Origin of the sequence: Bacteroides sp., from assembly GCF_019417265.1 — a bacterium.
Lineage (GTDB): Bacteria > Bacteroidota > Bacteroidia > Bacteroidales > Bacteroidaceae > Phocaeicola.
Window position 1 is genome coordinate 1 of the sequence record NZ_DXVR01000030.1, and the last position, 22,537, is coordinate 22,537.

15 protein-coding genes are annotated in these 22,537 nt (G+C 41.4%); 1 reads left to right on the forward strand and 14 read right to left on the reverse strand.

The genetic code is table 11. The features are described from left to right. Window positions 1–275: 275 nt before the first annotated feature. The 14 genes from QZ379_RS05620 to nagA (QZ379_RS05685) form a co-directional block, all read right to left on the reverse strand. Complete coding sequence (locus QZ379_RS05620) at window positions 276–4,235, reverse strand: hybrid sensor histidine kinase/response regulator transcription factor (RefSeq protein WP_291560306.1); 3,960 nt, start codon at window positions 4,233–4,235, stop codon at window positions 276–278. Window positions 4,236–4,696: 461 nt separating this feature from the next. Further along, on the reverse strand, window positions 4,697–5,515 hold the full coding sequence (locus tag QZ379_RS05625) for a hypothetical protein (protein ID WP_291560317.1): 819 nt from the start codon (window positions 5,513–5,515) through the stop codon (window positions 4,697–4,699). 134 nt (window positions 5,516–5,649) lie between these two features. Next, window positions 5,650–6,951 carry a threonine synthase gene (gene thrC / locus QZ379_RS05630; RefSeq protein ID WP_291560324.1) on the reverse strand — a complete coding sequence of 434 codons (1,302 nt, stop codon included), beginning with the start codon at window positions 6,949–6,951 and terminating at the stop codon, window positions 5,650–5,652. Between the two features lie 87 nt (window positions 6,952–7,038). Next, the gene (locus tag QZ379_RS05635; protein WP_154044860.1) at window positions 7,039–8,247 is read right to left on the reverse strand and encodes a cofactor-independent phosphoglycerate mutase; all 1,209 of its coding nucleotides are present in this window, start codon (window positions 8,245–8,247) and stop codon (window positions 7,039–7,041) included. A gap of 16 nt (window positions 8,248–8,263) precedes the next feature. After that, window positions 8,264–10,696, reverse strand: a complete 2,433-nt coding sequence (thrA, locus tag QZ379_RS05640) for a bifunctional aspartate kinase/homoserine dehydrogenase I (RefSeq protein WP_291560333.1) — start codon at window positions 10,694–10,696, stop codon at window positions 8,264–8,266. A gap of 448 nt (window positions 10,697–11,144) precedes the next feature. Then, complete coding sequence (fucP, locus tag QZ379_RS05645; protein WP_291560339.1) at window positions 11,145–12,443, reverse strand: L-fucose:H+ symporter permease; 1,299 nt, start codon at window positions 12,441–12,443, stop codon at window positions 11,145–11,147. 47 nt (window positions 12,444–12,490) lie between these two features. Continuing rightward, window positions 12,491–12,871, reverse strand: coding sequence for an L-rhamnose mutarotase (locus tag QZ379_RS05650; RefSeq protein ID WP_291560347.1), 381 nt, complete (start codon window positions 12,869–12,871; stop codon window positions 12,491–12,493). A gap of 21 nt (window positions 12,872–12,892) precedes the next feature. After that, the gene (locus tag QZ379_RS05655; RefSeq protein ID WP_291560381.1) at window positions 12,893–14,239 is read right to left on the reverse strand and encodes a rhamnulokinase family protein; all 1,347 of its coding nucleotides are present in this window, start codon (window positions 14,237–14,239) and stop codon (window positions 12,893–12,895) included. Beyond that, a complete protein-coding gene (locus QZ379_RS05660) occupies window positions 14,236–14,874 on the reverse strand; it encodes a class II aldolase/adducin family protein (RefSeq protein WP_291560388.1) in 639 nt (212 codons plus the stop codon). Before QZ379_RS05660 ends, QZ379_RS05655 begins: the two co-directional genes overlap by 4 nt. Beyond that, complete coding sequence (fucO, locus tag QZ379_RS05665) at window positions 14,871–16,025, reverse strand: lactaldehyde reductase (RefSeq protein ID WP_291560398.1); 1,155 nt, start codon at window positions 16,023–16,025, stop codon at window positions 14,871–14,873. Before fucO ends, QZ379_RS05660 begins: the two co-directional genes overlap by 4 nt. Window positions 16,026–16,144: 119 nt before the next feature. After that, a complete protein-coding gene (gene fucI / locus QZ379_RS05670; protein WP_291560404.1) occupies window positions 16,145–17,917 on the reverse strand; it encodes an L-fucose isomerase in 1,773 nt (590 codons plus the stop codon). 144 nt (window positions 17,918–18,061) lie between these two features. Continuing rightward, window positions 18,062–19,048, reverse strand: coding sequence for a GntR family transcriptional regulator (locus tag QZ379_RS05675; protein WP_291560423.1), 987 nt, complete (start codon window positions 19,046–19,048; stop codon window positions 18,062–18,064). 228 nt (window positions 19,049–19,276) lie between these two features. Beyond that, window positions 19,277–20,440 (reverse strand): N-acetylglucosamine-6-phosphate deacetylase, encoded by a 1,164-nt coding sequence (gene nagA, locus QZ379_RS05680; RefSeq protein WP_291560424.1) that lies wholly within the window; start codon window positions 20,438–20,440, stop codon window positions 19,277–19,279. A gap of 21 nt (window positions 20,441–20,461) precedes the next feature. Then, window positions 20,462–21,628 carry an N-acetylglucosamine-6-phosphate deacetylase gene (gene nagA, locus QZ379_RS05685; RefSeq protein WP_291560440.1) on the reverse strand — a complete coding sequence of 389 codons (1,167 nt, stop codon included), beginning with the start codon at window positions 21,626–21,628 and terminating at the stop codon, window positions 20,462–20,464. Window positions 21,629–21,910: 282 nt separating this feature from the next. On the opposite strand from nagA (QZ379_RS05685), the gene QZ379_RS05690 reads away from it, so the two are divergent. Next, the gene (locus QZ379_RS05690) at window positions 21,911–22,504 is read left to right on the forward strand and encodes a DUF177 domain-containing protein (protein ID WP_291560446.1); all 594 of its coding nucleotides are present in this window, start codon (window positions 21,911–21,913) and stop codon (window positions 22,502–22,504) included. The last annotated feature ends 33 nt before the right edge of the window (window positions 22,505–22,537 follow it).

The following is a 22,537-nucleotide window of genomic DNA, read 5'->3' on the forward strand; positions in this document are numbered from 1 at the left end:
AATTATACAGCTAAAAAATAACTAAATATTTTTTTTGCTATCAAACTTGGGTTAAAACCGTTCTTAATCATCAACCTGCAAAGTTCGAAGAAGTTGGCCCGTTATGGCTTAAAGAAAATCCAAGAAAGTTTGCCATAGATGGAGAATACACGGAGAAACTGCTTAGAGAGATAAAAAGGAATATAGGGGATTAGTTTGTGAGTTTTTAAGTTTGTCGACTGTTAGGGTCATCCGGACGGTAACCTTGTCAACTCGTCATCTTGTCTACTTGTAACCTACAAACTCGAATCCTTATATTTAGCCGGAGAAATTCCGAAATGGTCTTTAAACCTCTTGCAAAAATAGTTCGGAGTATTAAAACCTAACTTATATGCCACCTCGGCCATGGTAAATTCAGGGTGTTCCTTCATCAACGTGACAGACTTGTTAAGCCTGTAAATCATAACGAACTCGTTAGGAGTTTGCCCGGTTATCTTCTTAAACTTGCTATAGAAAGTAGTACGGCTCATGCCCAAAGGTCCAGGCATGACATCTATGTCGAAATCGGAGTTCTCAAGATTATCTTCCATGAATGACTGTATCCGGTCAAGGAAATCCTTGTCCAAACGATTTGTAGCAAGGGTATTGATGGGCACTTCCGTCTGCGATTCAAACTTGTTCCTTATCATCATCCTTGAACGGATGATATTATTGCATCTCACTAACAGCAATTTGCTGTTGAACGGCTTTCCGATATAGTCGTCCGCACCACAAAGGAAACCTTCCATACTCTGGTCCTCACGATTCAATGCCGTAAGCAACACTACCGGGATATGACAGGTGTCTATATTGTTCTTTATCTTTTTACACAAATCCCTGCCGTTCATTCCCGGCATCATCACATCGCTCACCACCAAATCAGGTTTTGAGTCCATGATAACTTCATACCCTTTGATTCCGTCCGACGCTGTCCTGACATCATACTGTACGCTGAATATGCCTTCAAGCACTTCGAGCAGCTCAAGATTATCTTCTACCAATACCACAATCGGTTTTGTTCCGTCGGCAGACTTCAGCTCCATATCGTGCACTTCTTCAACATCCGTTTCAACAGGCATTTTCGGTGCTACGGCTTCTTCCTTGCGGGAAACGTCAATCACGACATTCTCCTTTCCCGCAAAATGCTCATTTCCCAAAGGCAAGGACACCTTGAACACGGAGCCATAATCTTTCTTGCTGTTCACAGTGATGCTGCCACCGTGCATATTTATTATACTTTTCACCAAAGCAAGCCCTATACCTGAACTCTCGCTGAAATACATCGATTTGGAATTATCGTCGGCTATATAAAATCTCTCAAAGATGTTGCGTAAATCATCAGCGTTCATTCCCTTGCCATTGTCTATCACGTCAACATACACATTCTTCTCGTCGGACGACACGTCTATATGGACAAATCCGCCCTTCGAAGTATATTTCAGGGCATTGGAAAGCAGATTATATATCACCCTCGTCATCTCCTTGGCATCGAACCATGCCTTAGGGTTACCCGCATCCGCTCCCACATCCAGACATATGTCGAGCAATGCAGCCTGGTCTTTGAAGTCGACAAGGGCACCTGACACGAAACTGTTCACGTCATGCTCCGCCACATTGAGTTTAATTTTGTTTTGTTCATATTTCCTGAAATCTATGAGTTCGGTGATAAGATTGCTCAAAAGGACGGATTGCTTTATGGCCTTCGATATCTTGTTGTGCACCACGGGCTGTACGCTGTAATTCCGTATTATGGATTCCAACTGCCCCACAATGAGGGTAAGCGGCGTCTTGAACTCATGGCTTATGCTGGTGAAGAAACGCAGTTTCACTTCATTGATATTTTTAAGATGTTCTTTCTCCGCCTTTTCTCTCACAACTGACGCATACAGCATTTTCTGCCTTAAAAACATCCTCGACAAGAGCAGTATCACGACTGCCGACACCGCAGCCCATATGACATATGCCCACCACGTGAAATACCACGGAGGCAGAATCCTTATCTTCAATTCATTATACATATGGGCCTCATCCGTTCCCGGTTTGAATCCCCTTATCTGAAGAAGATATTTGCCCGACGAAAGATTAGAATACGATACCATGTTGCCGTTTGCCCTGTACCACTCTTTGTCCGTATCGAACCTGTACTCGAAAGAATAGTCTTTTATATTCTCGGTCGGGTTGTCCAACACGAAACGGATATCAATCTTGTTCTGATTGTGTTTCAAAATTACCTCTTCGGCAAATGCAAGGTTCTTCCTCAGTATTTCAGACGAATCGGACGGCACGATAAGGTTTCCTCCCACATACAAATCAGCCCAGTTGACTTTTGCAGCATTGTCACGCGGTGCATTTCTGCCAGGCTTAATCGCAAGCATACCGTTCATGCCACCCACATAAACCACAGAGTCTCTCGACACATAAAGCCCGCAATCTTCCGACACGGCCTCTATAGGCATATCTTCCCACGACTGGAGTATCTTTATGCCCCTGCCGTCAGTGCCAACTTCTATTATCCCTTTCGAAGACGTCACCACCAGACGATTCTCACCATAACCCGCTATCTTATAACATGACATCCAGGAGAAATAATCCTTGTCCTCAGTAAACGTAGCGAAACGCCCCGAAACGGAATCATATTTGTATAACCCGCCATTCAGGGTTGCGGCATATATATCTCCTCCACGATGCTGATAAAGGTATATTATCTCATGTTTCAGGCCGATATCCTTAATAAGGCAACTATCCTGAAATTCCATAGCCCTGACATCATATCGCATAAGCCATTTGCCGGCCGGAATCCATAGAATTTTATCACTGTCAAGGAGGAAACCGCTTCTTGCCATATTAAACTTGTAAAGCAACATTTCGTTTTTAGTTAAAATGTCATAAGCATATACGCCATGGTCTGTGGAGAGATACATCGTGTTTCCATACTTCTCCATTGCATGCACGATATATTCCTTCTTGAAAATCTGCCTGAAACTGTTTCTCTTTAAATCAAAAGAATAAAAATTTCGCGAATTAGTTCCTATGTAATAGATATCGTCTTTGCCGTCATAATATATGGATTTAAGATTGGTGTGCGGAAGGTGGAACGGATACCTGTCCGTCTCGAATTTACGTACAATCCTCTTTTGGGTATCAAGGATATTAAGTCCTCCCCCCTTGGTACATACCATCAGTTCTCCTTCAGGAGTTTCTATCATGTCTCCTATCACAGGGTGTGAAAATCCCACGTTCTGTTCGGAAGGTCCAAAATAAGTATAATCATCCTGAAACGGACGATAATAGCTCACTCCTCCCCTATAAGTTCCGGCCCACAAAGTTTCATTTCTGTCGATAAAGACGGAATAGACGGACGAATGTCCCAAGCCGCCCTTATTAAACTTCCATGAATGCAGCGAAAAGTTTTCATCCTTCCTGTCGAACTTGAAAACGCCGAACATCGTGGCAATCCACAAATCTTTGTTCCTGTCTTCAACTACTGCCCTGACGTTGTTGCACATAAACCCCTTGGTAATGGATGTCCTGACATTATATACCACTACGCCATCGCTTTGTGGCAAGATTCTGAACAGGCCATCGTCATAACTACACGCCCAGATTTCCCCGTTGGAATCTTCAAGTATATACCTGTAATCCGTATCAGCAACTATTGTCTTAAATTCTTTTCCGTCATACTTATACAATCCTCCCGAAGCGGCAAACCACCACACACCTTCCCCCGTGCGCCACAAATAGTTTACCGAGGAGAACGGCAACCTGAGAAGTTCTTTCCTTTCCTGTGATGCAGAGTCAAGAACATATACAATCCTATTCGACACAAAAAGGATATCATCGCCACATCTGTTCAAAGCCGGAACTTTATCTTTAATCCATGTAAGGTTGTTATTACGGATATCACATTTCATCAAGTTATCTGCTGCCGTAAAATACACGTTACCTGAACCATCGGCACAAAAATTACGAATAGCCCTTTTCATCATAGGATATCCATCAAGTATGTCGTATACCTTGATATCCGTTATCTTTCCACCGTCGAATATATCAATGCCGACCGGAGTTCCGAACCACATCCTTCCCAACACATCCTGATATATATCGTTAACGCTATAATGCAACAGCCCTTCCTGTACGCCTATCGTCCTAAAATATTCAGCCCTCAATGTGCCAATAGCAAATATATTTATTAAAAGAATTAATTTTAAAATATTCATATATTCTGTGTAGTATAAAAAGACGAACAAAGGTATAAAAAAACTGTTTATTACACTATGAATTAGGGAAGTATCAAAATAAGCACTATAAATGTGTAAAAATGTTAGACTTACCAATAATAAATAATAATTTTCACATAGATTTCGGACTAATACATCTTCTTATGGTTTCTTTAACTCCTGCAAGGTTTTGTAAAACAGAGCTGAAAGTCAAAGAAATTAAACTTGAGTTCTTATCGTATCTCATAAGTTCACTTAGCATATAACTAACATAATTATAATGCAATTCGAACAATATTCTAATACTGTTCGAACTGCTTTCGAAATCATTTAAAAACTGTTTAATAATATTACCAAAATACACACTTTCCCTTTTCCGTGTAAACAGAAAACCACTACATGTATTTTAATATTAGTCAAACTCCATTGAAGAAAGTTTAAAGACAATATACATATTTAATTCAAAACGGTTTCTCCCCTTGCACAGATTTCAACAACTCAAGAGCTTTCTTTACTTCATCTTTTGCACCTGCAACGACTAAAGAAACTCCGCCTTCCCTTCCGGCAACTCCTCCTACTCCATAAGGAAATACCTTAACATCGGCGAACTGCTTGATTGCCTCTATTTCTGTAAATATCATACCGTTTCTATAAAGATGAAGCTTTGGTACAAAATTCATCCTTTCATTTCCGGCATTAAGAGCTTCTTCATACATTTCAAGATTTGCAGATGTTTCTTTTTCAAGACCGATAGGAATAATGAGCTGTGCTTTATCATCACCTACATATGGAAGGAAACGATAGGTAGTCCCACCATCAGGAGCACCTATACATACAGCAGCTTGGTTTTTTGAATAATTCAATAAATTACCACCTTTAAACACAATATCACCAGGCTGTAACATTTTCAATGCTTCTACATAAGTTATACCAAGCTGTTTTCCATTCTTAAAAATTATCTCGCCAATCTTTTTCTTGTCTTTGTTCAATTGTACTTGTCCTTCCGGAACGAAATGTCCTGTAAGAAAACTGCCATGTTCTATTGACTGCCCAATCAATTCTTCTGCAATATAAGTATTTGTTGTTCCTTTAGTTACAATTATCATACCTTTTTGAAGTCTTTCCTTCACTATTGGCAATTCGGAAATTCCCTTGGCTATAAGACGCTTGCTTTCACTTACAGTAAGATTTATTCCGGCAAACACATCTTCTTTTGATACTATATTCTCTGATTGTTCTTTAACGATCTCTCTTTGAGGATTTTCTACACAAGATGTCATAAACAAACTGGATAATAAAATGGATAATACGGCTAAATTTTCTTTCTTCATAATTACAATAACAAATGGGAAAAGGTTGTCCAAGATATAAAATACCAGAACAACCTTTCTTTAAAGTATTTTCAAATAGTTCATTACTGCTTCATCAGATACTCCTTGAAAGAAGCAAAATCCTTGCTCATAGGCACACTGAGTTTCTTTCCGCGCATGAACTCCTGAAGTTTCTCAGGAATCTTCACATCCGCACCTATAATGTTCTGAACAGTCTGAAGGAACTTGGCAGGATGAGCAGTTTCAAGGAATACACCAGTTTCACCCGGTTGCAATTCCTCTGCCAACGCACGATATCCGCATGCTCCGTGAGGGTCGAGCAGATAACCGGTTTCTTCATAAACCTTCTGCACCGTTTCGCTTATCTGTTCATCAGTGTAAGTTTCACCTGAGATTTCAGCTGCAATCGCATCGTGACTTCCTCCGTACAGGTCAATTATACGGGCAAAGTTACTTGGATCGCCAACATCCATAGCATTTGCTATAGTAGCTATAGATGGACGTGGATTATACTCACCGGTCTTCAGATATTGATAGAAGATGTCATTGCGATTGTTAGCTGCTATGAAGCGTTTGATAGGCAATCCCATCTTTTTTCCGAACAGTCCGGCTGTGATATTACCGAAGTTACCGCTTGGTACACAAACCACCAGATTGTCAGCCAATCCCTGTTTCTTCATCTGTGCGTATGCATAGAAATAATAGAATGACTGCGGGAGGAAACGTGCTACATTGATGGAATTAGCAGAAGTAAGCTGCATGTGAGCATTCAGTCCCTTATCCATAAATGCGTTCTTCACCAAAGCCTGACAGTCATCAAATGTACCGTCCACCTCTATTGCAGTAATATTCTTTCCGAGAGTAGTAAACTGTTTTTCCTGAATTTCACTCACTTTACCTTTAGGATAAAGTACATAAACATGAATACCTTCTACTCCAAGGAAACCGTTTGCCACAGCACTACCAGTATCACCCGATGTAGCTACAAGCACGTTCACCTCCTTCTTGCCTTCCTTACGGATGAAATATCCCAAAAGCCGTGCCATGAAACGTCCGCCCACATCCTTGAATGCCAAAGTAGGGCCATGGAAAAGTTCCAGTGAATAAATATTGTCTTTAACCTTTACGGCAGGAACATCAAAGTTCAGTGTATCATAAACAATGTGTTTCAAAGTCTCTGCAGGAACATCCTCACCGAAGAAAGCATCAGCCACACGGTAGGCTATTTCCTGAAACGAAAGGTTTTCTATCTCGTCAAAGAATGATTTAGGCAAAGGCTTTATCTCGTAAGGCATATACAGACCTTTGTCCGATGCCAGACCTTTAACCACAGCTTCTTCCAGCGATGCGTCCGAAGCCTGTTTGTTTGTACTGTAATATTTCATAGGTTTGTAAGTTTGTGAGTTTGTAAGTTTATGAGTTTGTAAGCATCAACCAACTTAAAAACTCAAGAACTAAAAAACTCTAATAATCTATTTCATAAATTCATTCATAAACTCGTCCCTTTCCATTGTACCATACACTCCGGATTTGCATGAAATCTCATCGTAAGTCTGTACACTGTCAGGCTCAATTCCCGGATAATAAATCAGGAAAGGAACAGGCTCATTGGTATGGGTACGATGTTCGCATGGTGTAGGATGGTCAGGAAGTACGGCAATAGCGACAGGCTCATCCCAGTCTTTTACAGCTTCATATATCGGACCTACCGCACGTTTATCCAGGTTTTCTATTGTCTGAAGTTTTAAATTTACATCTCCTTCATGTCCGGCTTCGTCACTTGCCTCAATATGCAGATAAACGAAATCATCCGTTTTCAGGGCTTCAATTGCAGCTGCTGCCTTTCCTTCATAATTTGTATTATAAAGTCCTGTAGCACCCTCCACATCTATACATCTCAATCCGGCATAACGTCCGATACCACGGATAAGATCTACAGCTGTTATCACAGAGCCCTTCTTTATCTGAGGATATTTCTGCGACAGTGGTTCCATCTTAGGTCTGTAGCCAGGACTCCATGGCCATATACTATTTGCCGGGTCCTTGCCTTCAGCCACACGTTTCAGATTTACAGGATGCGATGCCAGAAGTTCCTGAGATTTAAGAATAAGCGCATTCAGCAAATCGGCAGTTTCCTGAGCCTCCGGACATTCAGCCTTAATCATATTAGGGCGGAACGGCTGCAAAGGAATATCATGCGGCGGAACACAGTGAAGATGCTTGTTACCGCCTTTTATTACCAACAGATGACGGTACTGAACACCTGTATAGAAATGTATCCTGTCAGTACCAAGTCGTTCTTCAAGGAATTTAATCAGTTCGTCAGCCTCTTCAGTCGTGATATGTCCTGCCGAATGATTTTTAAGAGTTTCACCTTCAACACATATGATATTGCAACGCATAGCCATATCTCCCGGCTCAAGATCAACACCGATGCTTGCAGCTTCAAGCACTCCGCGTCCTTCATACACCGTAGGCAAGTCATATCCCATTACCGACATGTTTGCAACCTCACTGCCGGGATGAAACCCGTCGGCTACTGTCTTCAGCATACCGGTACGTCCCATAGCAGCAAGTTTATCCATATATGGAGTCTTTGCGTATTGCAATAAAGTCTTATCCCCAAGGGCAGGTACCGGCCAGTCCGCCATACCGTCGCCCAAAATTATAATGTGTTTCATATTAAATCAGTTGTATTTATATATTCGCTATACTCATGATATCGGCAAATACACCTGCTGCCGTAACACTTGCTCCGGCACCATATCCCTGAATGAGCATAGGATATTCATTATATCGTTCAGTAGTAATAAGTATTATATTATTTGTTCCCTCAAGGTTATAGAAAGGATGATTAGCACCAACTTCCTGAAGAGAAACACTCCCCTTTCCGTTTTCAAGTTTGGCAACAAATCTCCATCTCTTGTTGTTAGCCTCAAGTTCTTTTCGTTTAGCTTCAAAATCGGCATCAAGCTTACTGATGTTCTTCCAGAAATCATCTATAGTGCCCTCGAAGAACTCATCAGGTATGAAAAGGTTCTTCTCCACATCTTCCTGATTAAGTCTGTATCCGGCTTCACGTGCAAGAATGACAAGTTTTCTGATAACATCCTTTCCGCTAAGGTCAATTCTTGGATCCGGTTCAGAATATCCGCCTTCCTTGGCCAGACGTATAGTCTCGCTCAAAGGAACATCACTGCTCAGCTTATTGAAAATGAAGTTCAATGTACCGCTCACAACAGCCTCAATTTTCAAAATCTTGTCACCGCTGTTGATAAGGTCATTAATGGTATTGATTACCGGAAGACCGGCACCCACATTTGTCTCGAACAAGAATTTAACTCCACGCTGACGGGCTATCTGCTTAAGTTCCTCATATATCTCATATTCCGAAGATGCCGCAATCTTATTGGCAGCCACAACCGAAATATTATGACTCAGGAAATCCTTATAAAGACCGGCTATCACTGGACTTGCAGTACAATCCACAAACACCGAGTTGAAAATATTCATACCTATAATTTCATCATGAAGCACCTGTGGAGATGAAGGAATACCATTATCTTCAAGTTCCTTACGGTAATTTTCCAAGTCTATTCCTCGACGTGTGAAATATGCCTGATGTCCGTTTGCTATACCTACAACTCTCAGACGCAAACCACGTTCCTTCATCAGTTTTTCCTGCTGACTGTGAATCTGCTCAATCAGACTGTTTCCTACAGTACCTATACCGCATATGAAAAGATTCAGTACCTGGTACTCAGACAAGAAAAAAGAATCATGGATTACGTTAAGAGTCTTACGCAATGACTCAGCCTCAACTACAAATGATATATTGGTTTCCGAAGCACCCTGAGCACAAGCTATCACATTGATACCGTTACGTCCGAGAGTACCGAACAGCTTACCGGCGATACCCGGAGTATGTTTCATGTTCTCACCGACAATAGCAACTGTCGCCAGATTGCCTTCTGCCATCATAGGCGAAATCTCACCCATTTCTATTTCCTTGGCAAACTCGACGTTAAGCACCTCGCAAGCCAATGGAGCATCCTCATTCCGTACACCTATTGATGTAGAGTTTTCCGATGATGCCTGTGATACAAGGAACACACTGATACCGTTCTCGGCCAAAGTCTTGAAAATACGATGATTAACACCTATCACACCCACCATTCCAAGACCTGTCATTGTGATAAGACAAGTATCATTGATTGACGAAATACCCTTGATAGGTTTTGATGAATGGTCAGAATCCTGTTTGATGATAGTTCCCGGAGCTTCAGGATTGAAAGTATTCTTGATAAGAACCGGAATGTTTTTATGGCATACAGGATATATTGTAGGAGGATAAACCACCTTTGCACCGAAATTGCAAAGCTCCATAGCCTCAACATAACTCAGCTCGTTTATAGGATATGCCGTACTGATTACACGTGGGTCGGCAGTCATAAATCCGTCAACATCTGTCCATATTTCCAGGATATCAGCATCAAGTGCGGCAGCTATAATAGCAGCAGTGTAATCCGAGCCACCACGACCTAAGTTGGTTACCTCACCTGTATTCTTGTCTGTAGAAATAAATCCCGGAACAAGCGAAACTTTTGGAAGTTCAACGAAAGTTTCCCTTACCAGTGTATTCGTAAGTTCAGAATCGAGAATGTGTTTGTTATGCTTCTTCTCTGTTTTAATAAATGTACGTGAATCGAACCATACGGCACCCTCTATAAGAGTAGCAACAATTATCGACGACAGACGTTCTCCATAGCTGACAATCGTAGCTGAAGTTTTCGGTGACAAATCGCGAATAAGGAAAATACCCTGAAATATATCTTTCAGTTCGCTCAACAATTCATTCACTCTGTCAAGAAGGACTTCCCTGTCTTTTCCTGCCGGGATAACAGTGTAAACCATTTCAATATGACGGTTCACAATTTCCTTCATTTCCTTTTCATATGCCGAATCGCCTTCAGATGCCATCTTTGAGGTTTTTATCAGCTTGTCGGTTATACCACCCAATGCAGATACAACAACTATAACCTTATCATCGATAGCCTCGACAATCTTTTTCACACTTAACATGCTATTGACGGAACCTACAGATGTTCCGCCGAATTTCAATACTTTCATACCTTTGAGATTATTGAATACATTTCATTGTACGCCAAAGCAGCGATACAAGAAAATAAAATGATTAAAACTTGAATAAAAAAAAGAAGAAAATGCTTACGTCCGTAAGCGTGTATCACGTAGAAACACATTATATATATACTCAACCCCGAGGGGTCATCCCAGTACCACATGATGTGACGAACGTACGCCCCATTCCAGAAATTGTGATATTGTTATAATGTGCAGTCATTTATATTGAAATATTTATTAAAAGTTTTACCGTTGGCAAATATAAGAACATTTTTCTACAATCAAATATAAAAATGACATTTTTTTGTAGTAAAAGTCTATTTTTAGTGACAAAAGAGAAATCCCAGATTCAAACCTATAAAAACTAACAGTCCGCCAAATACAACAAAAAGCATTTGACGGACTGTAATTACAATATATTTTCAATATTTACTATTTAACTTTCCTTCCTCATCTTATATCCGTAAATAACTATTACGACAAAGCATATCAACGGAAGTACGAACGAAACATTCACAGCTGGCATGCTGAAGAGTGTCTTGCAATCAATAATGGAAGCCTGAAGCGGTGGTAACACCGAACCTCCAAGGATGGCCATTATAAGTCCGGCAGCACCGAACTTGGCATCATCGCCCATTCCTTTCAACGCTATACCATAGATGGTAGGGAACATCAACGACATACATGCCGATACGCCTACAAGGCAGTACATACCCCAGATATTGTTAAGCATGATTACTCCGGCTGTAAGTATTATTGCAGCTACAGAAAGAACCATAAGCAACATACCCGGTTTGACAAAACGGAGCATAAATGTACATACAAAACGACTGACGCAGAAAATAATCATTGCGACGATGTTATATTTCTGGGAAAGCACCTCGGCAGCCTGCTCTTCCATACCATGCGACATGAACAGGTGTGTTCCGTACTGAATGATAAATGTCCAGCACATAATTTGCGCACCGACATAAAAGAACTGTGCTATCACACCGTATTTATATCTTCTTCTTGAGAATATGCGCTTCAATGTCGGTATGAAATCTATAGAATGTGACTGGTCGGCATTTCTTGGCATCTTAGAAAGACGTATCACTACAAGCATTGCAATAATTACAAGACCTATCACAAGATATGGCGCAATAAGTACGGACAAGTCAGATTCTCTCACAGCTTCAAATTCAGCCTGACTGAGTTGTGCTCTCTCTGCAGTATCCATCGGATTCAGCTTGTTCTGAATGAAATTCATAGCTACATACATACCCATCAGTGAACCGATAGGATTGAAGGCCTGTGCCAGATTAAGGCGGCGGGTTGCTGTTTCTTCCGTTCCCATAGATAGTATATACGGGTTACAACTTGTTTCGAGGAAAGACAGTCCGCAAGTCATAACAAAGTATGCAAGAAGGAAAGGATGATAGTCACCGGTCAGTTTTGCCGGGAAAAATGCCAATGTTCCAAGCGCATACAGTCCCAGGCCTAACAGGACTCCAGCCTTATATGTGTATTTTCTGATAAACATTGCTGCCGGAAAGGCCATGGCAAAATATCCCCCATAGAATGCCACCTGAACCAAGGCGCCGTCGGTTACGCTCATTCTGAATATCTTGGAAAAAGCCTTAACCATAGGATTGGTTATGTCGTTTGCAAATCCCCATAATGCAAAACACATAGTAATCAATATAAACGAGAACAGATAGCTTACACCGTCTTTGCTAATAATAGATTGTTTCATGAATAATTTTAAGTTTAGGTTAATGAATTAAGGCGGGAAATACTATCTCAGTATAAGTAGAACATCCGCTCCATAGGTTGCCATTTCTCGGATGATGTACTTCCCGGTTCGGAACACTGGAATATGGACATATAGTCTTCCCACTCCTGCTGTCTTGGCAATCCGGCAAGTTTCTCCATTGCAGAATCCCAGTCAAAGTCCAACGGAGTCTCTACAATCATGAAAAGTCTTGTCCCCAATATATAGATTTCCATTTCCAATATACCCACACTGCGTATGCCTTCGAGAATCTCAGGCCATATTTTATCCTTACTATGACGCAACTTGTATTCGGCTATCAACTCCGGATTGTTTCTCAAATCCATTGTTCTGCAGTATCTCTTTACAGCGCAGCCATGATTCCTTGCCGCATATCCAGTATTTTCCATCTGTATTCTTTAAAAAGTCTGTTAATTTAAATTTTGTACTAAAATATTACCTATAGCAGTAGCCTCAACAGGTCCTGCATCGACTTCAAGGCCTGTAGCCATGGCTGTAAGTCGGTTAAGGTATTTATTTTGGGAACCTCCACCGATTATGTGTAATTTCTCGACAGGATGAGGCAATAACCTGTTCAGTCCTTCGATACCTTTTCTGTATCTGTCTGCCAAAGACAGCAATACACATTTCACGAACTCACCCTGAGTCTGTGGAACCTGCTGGTTGCTTTCCTTACAATAAGAAGTTATAGCTTCTGCCATATTCAGCGGACTGGTGAACATATTATTGTCAACATCCACTATAGATGATATTTCCGCTTTCTCTGCTTCCTGAATAAGGACATCATATTCTGTACATTTTCCTTCTTCTGCCCATTCCGACATGAGTTTCTGAAGAATCCATAGTCCGGTGATATTCTGCAGGAAACATATTTTTCCATCTACACCACCCTCGTTGGTAAAGCCGTTAACTCTGGCTTCTTCAGAAAGTATCGGCTCGTCTGTCATAACTCCAAGCAAAGACCATGTTCCCGAACTGAGGAATGCAGTAACTTTACCGTCTGCTGATTTAGGTACTGCATAAACAGCACTTGCTGTGTCATGCGATGCCACCGCTATGACTTTTACATCATAATCAAGACCTAATTCTTCCTTGATTTCCGGTTTCAGTACTCCTCTTTCCTGTCCAGGCATCACAATATCGCAGAATATATGTTCCGGCAATCCCAACTGACTGATAAGTTCATAGTTCCATTTACGTGCCTTGATATCCATCAGCTCAGAAGTAGAAGCGATGCTATATTCATTATTGGCAACTCCGGTAAGGAAATAGCTGAACAAATCGGGCATGAACAGAAGTTTGTCTGTCACTGTAAGCAACGGACTGTTCTCTTCCTTCATGGCATAGAGCTGGAAAAGGGTATTGATAGACATCACCTGTGTTCCACTTACAGAATAATGCTCACTCTGATTTATAATTCCAAACACCTTTTCAGGCATTCCGTCTGTACGGCTATCACGATAGCATACCGGATTTCCAACAAGATTTCCGTTCTTGTCTATCAAGCCGAAATCCACTCCCCATGTATCTATACCGATACTGCTGATTTTATATCCTTTTTCAACTGCCATGCGGATACCTCGCTTCATATCTTCGAAGAGTGAGAGAAAATCCCAATATATATGACCGCCCATTCTGACCTGCCTGTTCTGAAAGCGGTAAATTGTGTCAAGACAAAGTTCACCATCAGAGGTGTAGCCGGCAATCACTCGCCCGCTACCTCCTCCAAAGTCTATTGCTAATTTTGCTTCTTTCATTTTGTTTTCTTTCCTAAAACGTAGGTTTCCAAATCGTCTATCTCGGCATTAGTAAGAGTTTCATACTTGCCTCCTGAAAGGATTATGATACGACATGCCATTTCAAAGAACATAGCTCTTTCGAAAGCCTGATCAAAGTCTTTTCCGCAAACCACCTGACCATGCTTTCTCAATAAAACAGAGTTATGGTTTTTCAATGCTTCTACCACTCCGTCAGCAAGCTCTTTTGAACCCGGTCTGTAATATGGCACTACAGGAATATCTGCTCCTACATGGCATGGAACTTCTGCTGTAACATTGAAATCTTTTGGCAATTCCTTCATACATGCAACTGCTGTTGCATATGGTGACTGGAAATGAAGCACTACGTTTACATCCGGTCTTTCTCTCAATACTCCAAGGTGGAAACCGTTTTCCATTGATGGTTTTACCCCGTTCAGGACTTCGCCTGTCTCAAGTTTGCATATAGAAACTTTTTCCTTCGGCAAAGACGGCACCCAAGACCCTGTTCCGGAAAGAAGAACTTCATCACCTATACGCCATGAGATATTACCGCTACTGCATATTGTCAAACCGGCATCACCTACACGGTGAGCCTCTGAAATGAATTTTTCTATCTGTTCATTAGTTATCATAATAATTTCTTATATAAGTCCAAAATAATTTCTTCTGTCACTTCACGCGGATTACCCGGTGTACATACATCTGCATAAGCTGCCTTTGCAAGACGAGGAAGGTCTTCTGCCTTGATTCCCAACTCTGAAAGATGCTGAGGTATTCCTACACGTACAGACAGTTCCTTAACCGCCTTGACAGCTGCGTCGGCAGCCTCTTCTTTTGTCATTCCTGCTGAATATACATTCATAGCCTTGGCGATGTCAACATATTTGTCGAGTGCTGCAGGAGCATTGAATTCCATGATTGTAGGTAAAAGCAATGCGTTTGCCACACCGTGAGGGATGTCGAAGATTGCACCCAATGGATGAGCCATACCGTGTACCACACCCAAACCTACGTTTGAGAATGCCATTCCGGCAATGTACTGGGCTACTGCCATTCCGTTACGGGCATCGGCATTGTTAGGTTCGTTTACAGCTGTTTCAAGATAACGAGCTATCATTTCAATGGCCTTAATCTCGAACATATCGCTCATTTCCCATGCTCCTTTGGTTATCAGACCTTCGATAGCGTGAGTCAATGCGTCAAGACCTGTAGCTGCTGTAAGACTCTTCGGAAGAGTGTACATCAGTTCGGCATCTACTATTGCAATGGCCGGAATATCGTTAGGGTCCACACAAACCATCTTCTTGTGGTTCTCCTCGTCAGTGATAACGTAATTGATTGTAACCTCAGCAGCAGTTCCGGCTGTAGTTGGAAGAGCTATAATAGGCACTGATTTCTTCTTTGTGTCGGCTACACCTTCAAGAGATACTACATCCGAGAACTCAGGATTGTTGGTTATGATACCAATAGCCTTGGCTGTATCCATTGACGAACCGCCACCTATGGCAATGATGAAATCCGCACCAGAAGCTGCATATGCGGCAAGACCTGCCTTAACATTTGAAACTGTAGGGTTAGGCTTGATTTCGCTGAATACTTCGTATGGAATATTGGCATTGCGCAATACTGACAAGACTTTATCTGCTACACCAAATTTAATAAGGTCCTTGTCTGTAGCGACAAAAGCTTTTTTCAAACCAAGACGTGAGATTTCTTTTGGAAGCACTTCTCTGGCTCCCGGACCGAAGTAAGATACTTCGTTCAATATAAATCGGTTTATCATAATAATCTGATTTTTAGTGAAGAGTTACAAACAGACAGTGGTGTATTCCACACGCACTGCCCGTTCATAAGACTTCAAATTTAACTATAATCTTATAATCACCAACAATTAATCATCAATTATTTGTAGATAGGACCATAGTTCTGACAAGCTCTATAGTCTGAACCTTCCTTATCCATACCGAATGCGTTCCATGCTGCTGGACGGAAAATCTTGTCGTCCTCAACATTGTGCATACATACAGGGATACGGAGAATAGAAGCAAGTGTAATCAAATCCTGACCGATATGACCGTAGCTGATTGCACCGTGATTTGCTCCCCAGTTGTTCATTACTGAATATACATCCTTGAAAGCAGGTTTGTCGCACAAGCGTGGAACGAACCATGTAGTAGGCCATGTACGGTCTGTACGTTCGTCAAGCAGCTTGTGTATTTCAGGGTCAATTTCCACTGTCCAACCTTCAGCAATCTGGAGTACAGGGCCAAGGCCTTTCACCAAGTTAAGACGGCTCATAGTGACAGGCATACCGCCTTTAGAAAGGAAGTTTGAAGAGAAACCGCCGCCACGGAAGTAATCTCTGTTTGCCGGATACCAAGTTGTAGCCTCAAGACATTTTTCAACTTCAGCATCTGTGATTTCCCAAGCCGGTTTCATTGTAGGATTTCCTTCAGCGTCTGTCTGCTGGCCTGTTCCGTCGAGTGTAGTTGCACCTGAGTTAATAAGGTGTATGATACCGTTTTTAGCCAATCCTGTAAGTTCTTTTCCTGTAACACGCTTAACAGCTTCAGGACTCCAGTATGTGCGGACATCAGAGAATATCTGTGCACGGTTAGTCAGCAAGTGACCGAAGAGCATAGCCACACCGTTGCAAGCATCGTTTTCAGTAGCTACCACGAATGCTTCGCGGATACCATTCCAGTCGAAAGAAGTATTAAGCAAAGCTTCAGAATAGTCACCGTTAGGATAGAAGTCAGTCCACTGGCGCTGTCCCTGGAATCCGGCTGCAATAGCGTTATGTCCGAGAGCCTCTTCCTTGAATCCCATTTCTTTAAGTTTAGGATTACCGGTCATAAGGTCGCGCATGATGATAGTCATCTTGACGATAAATTCCCAGTCGGCATCTTTTTCTTCACGAGTCTTTTTCTTGGCATCAACATTGAAATCCTTGCCTTCGTTCTTCTTGCAATATTTTTCTGTCCATGCCATAGCCTTTGCATATTCTTCCTTATCGTAGATACCTTCTGTCATACGACGGATAATTTCAGTCAAGTCTACTGATTCATTACGCATACCGAGATATTCCTGGAAGAAATCAGGATTAACGATAGAACCTGCAATACCCATTGACACACTACCCATAGAGAGGTATGACTTACCACGCATTGTAGCTACAGCCTGTGCCGCACGTGCAAAACGAAGAATCTTTTCTGCTACGTCAGCAGGGATAGTATTATCTTCAATGTCCTGTACATCGTGTCCGTAGATACCGAATGCCGGCAAACCTTTCTGTGCATGACCTGCAAGTACAGCAGCCAGATAAACAGCTCCCGGTCTTTCAGTTCCGTTGAATCCCCAAACAGCCTTTGGATAGTATGGGTTCATATCCATAGTTTCAGCACCATAGCACCAGCAAGAAGTAACTGTGACAGTAGCGCCTACACCTTCACGTTCAAATTTCTCTGCACAAGCCGCACTTTCAGCCACACGGCCAATTGTAGAGTCAGCGATTACACATTCCACCGGACTTCCGTCACCATTCTTAAGATTAGAAGAAATAAGTTCTGCCACAGCCTTGGCAAGATTCATTGTTTTTTCTTCAAGACTTTCACGAACACCACCCTGACGTCCGTCGATTGTGGGACGAATCCCGATTTTCGGATAATTTTTCATTGTTACAATAGTTTTTAAAGTTTATACTCAAAATATCTTTAGTTATACTCTTTTTCATTACAACCATGCCGAGCTATGCTGAACTGTGCTGAAAACAATCAACACAAGAAGAACAACCGTCCGTTATGTTTGTCATATTTAATGTTATACTGAATTACGAAGATGAACCTCAGTAGGAAGATACTCACGAACCGTTTCACCACTAAGAATAAACTTTGCCGCTTTTTTCCCCATATCATCCCAGTTTATACTCAGTGCTGTGATTCCGTCGTCTATTACCTCGTATGCGGGAGTATCATTATATGCTATCAGGCCGAAATCCTGTCCGCACTTCACTCCCTTCTCCCGGCTTCTCTTTATTATATTTACAACATCCGTCTGCCTGATTACAATATACACAGTTCCGGATTCTATGTCGTCGATATCTTCCATACCGGACACCTCAGAAATAAAATCATTGTCATGGCAATATTGCCTGAAACTTTCTGCCGATACCTGCGGATGCTTTGAACCTACAGGCAGATGAAATACTATTTTGCGGTATTTCTTCAGCCTCTCTGTCAGCTGCGACAATGCTCCGTAAAAGGCATCATCGAAATTCTGGCAGATATAGGAATAGTTTTCTTTCTCGAATTTGCCGAAATCCAGCAATAACAGACGCGAAGGAGTTATCTTATTGAATAACGGCGAGAACTTCTCATTGTCAAAATTCATTACTACATAGTAATTGTAACGCCCTATGGCTTCATGCAATACTGTATTGAAAATATGTTCATTGTACTGATGGAACCACAAATCAACCTTGTAGGATGCTGAAAGTTTTCTTACGAAACTATTATAAAGCGTATTCTTGAAAGGAGAATATTCGTCAAGCAGAAGAAATATCTTTTCCTGGCGGTTGGTTACATAATAGCCTTTGCCGGGAGTAGAATCAATCAGCTTTCTCTCACGCAAATCGGAGAATGCTTTGAAAACGGTATCACGCGAAACGTTGTAAGCCCTGCTCAGATAGTTGATGGAAGGCAAACTGGTGTCTGTCTTATACTTACCCATCATGATATCCTGTTCGATGATATCTGACAGTTGTTTTACCTTCGTGGACTGCTGTCCGAAACTAACTTTTTTTTCCATACTCAAAGCGTCCAACTGTGCTGAACTATTCTGATGCAAAGGAATGAATTTATTTTTGTTCGGCAAAAAGATATCAGTATGTTTAAAAGCAGTTTTTATAAAGATTTTTGCCAATAAAAAATGCCCCGTCGTTTAAACCAAAACGACGAAGCGTTTAAGGTCAAACGACGAAGCATTTTAATTATGGCAAGTTAGCGGGCGAAAACCGTTGAGATTTCGCCTGTATTTTTAATGTACCAATGTGTTTGTTCCTTCGACTGTCTCACCGTATGAGAACACACATCTTACGTTTACATCTTTATCGAGAATTACGATATCGGCATCCTTTCCTCTCTGCAATGTTCCCTTGCAGTTATCAATGCCAATAATCTTTGCAGGTGTCTCTGAAGCCATTCTTACAGCGTCCTCAAGAGGAATACCGGCTTTCTTGACCATAGTCCAAACAAGTTTATCCATAGTTGCAAGGCTCCCGGCCAAGGATGAATGATCGGCCAACTTGCAGACATCGTTTTCTATTACATATCGCGGATTGTCAACTTCACCGTCGAATGCGGCATATTTTAAAGCATCAGTAACAAGGCATGTCTGCTCTACTCCCTTCAACTTATAGACAAGCTTAAGGATTGTAGCAGGAAGATGTCTTCCGTCGGCTATAACCTCTACAGACATTCCGTCAGTAAGATAAACGCTCTCTACAGTTCCTTCATACTTATACTCTCTGCGCTTATGAAATCCCGGCATCGCATTATAGAAATGGGCTGCATGAGTAAAGCCTGAAGCAAAAGCTTTCTTTATGTCCTCATATTCGGCTTCAGTATGAGTGACAGCGACCAATACACCTTTTGAAGATACATATTTTCCGAAATCATAACCTCCTGCCACTTCAGGACTTATATCCCAGCGTCGGATACATGAGGTAGACTCCAGCAAAGAAGCATATTCTTCTTTCTGTGGTTCACAAAGGAACTCTCCCCACTGGGTACCGGCCATTTTAGGATTCAGATACGGACCTTCGATATGTAACCCCTGAATTACTTTATTATCATGCATCATAGCCTCGCAAGTTTCAATTGCCTTGCGGATATTGTCGAAAGTAGTGGAAGTAAGAGTCGGGAACACCGATGTTGCTCCATGAAGCAAGTGAGCCCTGGTCGCAGTTTCAAAAGCTTCCGGAGTGGCATCAGTATAGTCAGCTCCACCACCACCGTGAATATGCATTCCGACGAATCCTGGCACGATGTTCATACCTTTCACATCAATGACCTTAGCACCTATCACAGCCAAATCGCTGTTTGTCACTTCCAAAATCTTACCGTTACTAATAAGTACGGAACCATCTTTAATCCATCCTTGTGGTGTAAGAATATTTCCGTTTATCAATTGGGTCAACATAATATCTTGATTTTATCGTTATCAGAATAATTTATTAGTTCCTTCTACCATTTCTCCCATTGCCCATACGGCACGTACGTTAAGGTCGCGGTCAAGAGCTATGATATCAGCATCCTTTCCTCTTTCGAGAGTTCCCTTTCTGTCAAGCACACCCATAATTCTGGCCGGTGTTTCCGAAACCATTCTTATAGTGTCCTCAAGTGGTATTTCAGCTTTCTGAACCATAGTTCTGATAAGCCTGTCCATAGTAGCTATACTTCCGGCAAGTGCAGAGCGGTCGGCCAACTTACAAACTCCGTCTTCAATTATTACTCGAGGATCGAAAGCTTCCTGACTGTCGCTTGCCGCACAGGCAAGAGCGTCTGTAATCAATGCAGTTCTTTCAACACCCTTGATTTTGTGTACAAGACGCAAAATTGTAGGAGGAACATGAATACCGTCGGCCACTACCTCTACAGTCATATCATCTATAAGGTATATACTTTCTACTGTTCCTTCGTATTTGTATTCCCTGCGTTTGTGGAATCCCGGCATTGCGTTATAGAAATGAGTGGCATGTGTATATCCGGCCTCATATCCTGTTAGAATATCCTCATACTCAGCCTGCGTATGGCCTACAGAAGCAAGAATACCCTTGGAAGTTATGTATTTGGCAAACTGCATTGCTCCAGGCAATTCCGGAGCGGCATCCCAACGCTTGATACAGTTAGTTTCTTCGAGCAACGGGATATATTCTTCCGGGTCAGGATTCTTGATATTTTCAGGCATCTGTCCGCCGGCCATCTTCATATTAAAATAATGTCCTTCAAGATGAAGTCCGAGAACGGGACTGTTTTTCTCCTGCATCAATTTTTCTGTTGTTGCAGCAGCCGCACGTATCATAGGAATGGTAGAAGACGACAGAGTAGGGAAAATACTTGTCGTACCATGCTGCATGTGAGCCTTGATTGCAGCACGGAAAGCATCTTCAGAGCCTTCCATAAAGTCTCGGCCACCACCACCGTGAACATGAATTTCCACTCCGCCCGGTACGATATACATACCCTTGGCATCAATAAGTTTCGCACCAACTATGGCAAGGTCACAATTGGTTACTTCAAGAATTTTATTATCACGAATTATTACAGAACCGTCCTTAAGCCAACCTTGTGGCGTTAAAATACGGGCATTAATTATTTGGGTTAACATAATATATAGTGATTTATTTCTTATTTATTTTCTTATATGCCGCAAATTTAATCAATAATTATTATATTACCACACCTTTCATGTATCTTTTTTATTATATATTATACCTGCCGCAGTCATATTTAATATTTATGTAACATTACGCAATCATTATTGCCAACTGCATATTTCAATACGAAAAGAAACGGTAAAATGATTTTTTATCAAAATAAAAATGTGAATTATTAGAATTAATGAATTATTATTTGTAACTTTGTCGCCCGATTTATATGGTGTTGAAACTTGGAAAGAATAGAATTATACGATATTGATTTAAAGAACTTGAGAGAATCATCCGCTATATTTAATTATAATGTAGATGACGAGTTTTTTAAACTGATAGAAGCTTCCGGATTTGAGAAAGGCAAGCTGAGTGTTTCTGTGGAAGTTAAAAAAGGCATAGGAGCATACTGTCTGAACTTTCACATAGAGGGAGTTGTTACAGGTATATGCGACAGATGTCTTGACGAAGTGGAAGTAGACATCGACACAGACAACACACTAAAAGTAAAATTGGGTAAGGAATTCTCCGACGAGGATGAAATTCTGATAATACCTGAAGACGAAGGCATAATAAATATTGCCTGGTACATATACGAATTTGCATATCTTAGTCTTCCTTGTAGAATTGTGCACGAAGAAGGTGAGTGTAACGAACAAATGCAAGAAAAACTTAACGATTTGATAAGGTATGACAGCAACGAAGTGGCAGAAGACGCTTACGACGATGAAGAAGACGATGGCGAAGAAGGTACAGAAACCGATGCAGATGACACAGAAGTAAAGGCGACAGACCCTCGTTGGGATGCATTAAAGAAAATATTAGATAATAATTAAATAAAGTTTTAGAAAAATGGCACATCCTAAAAG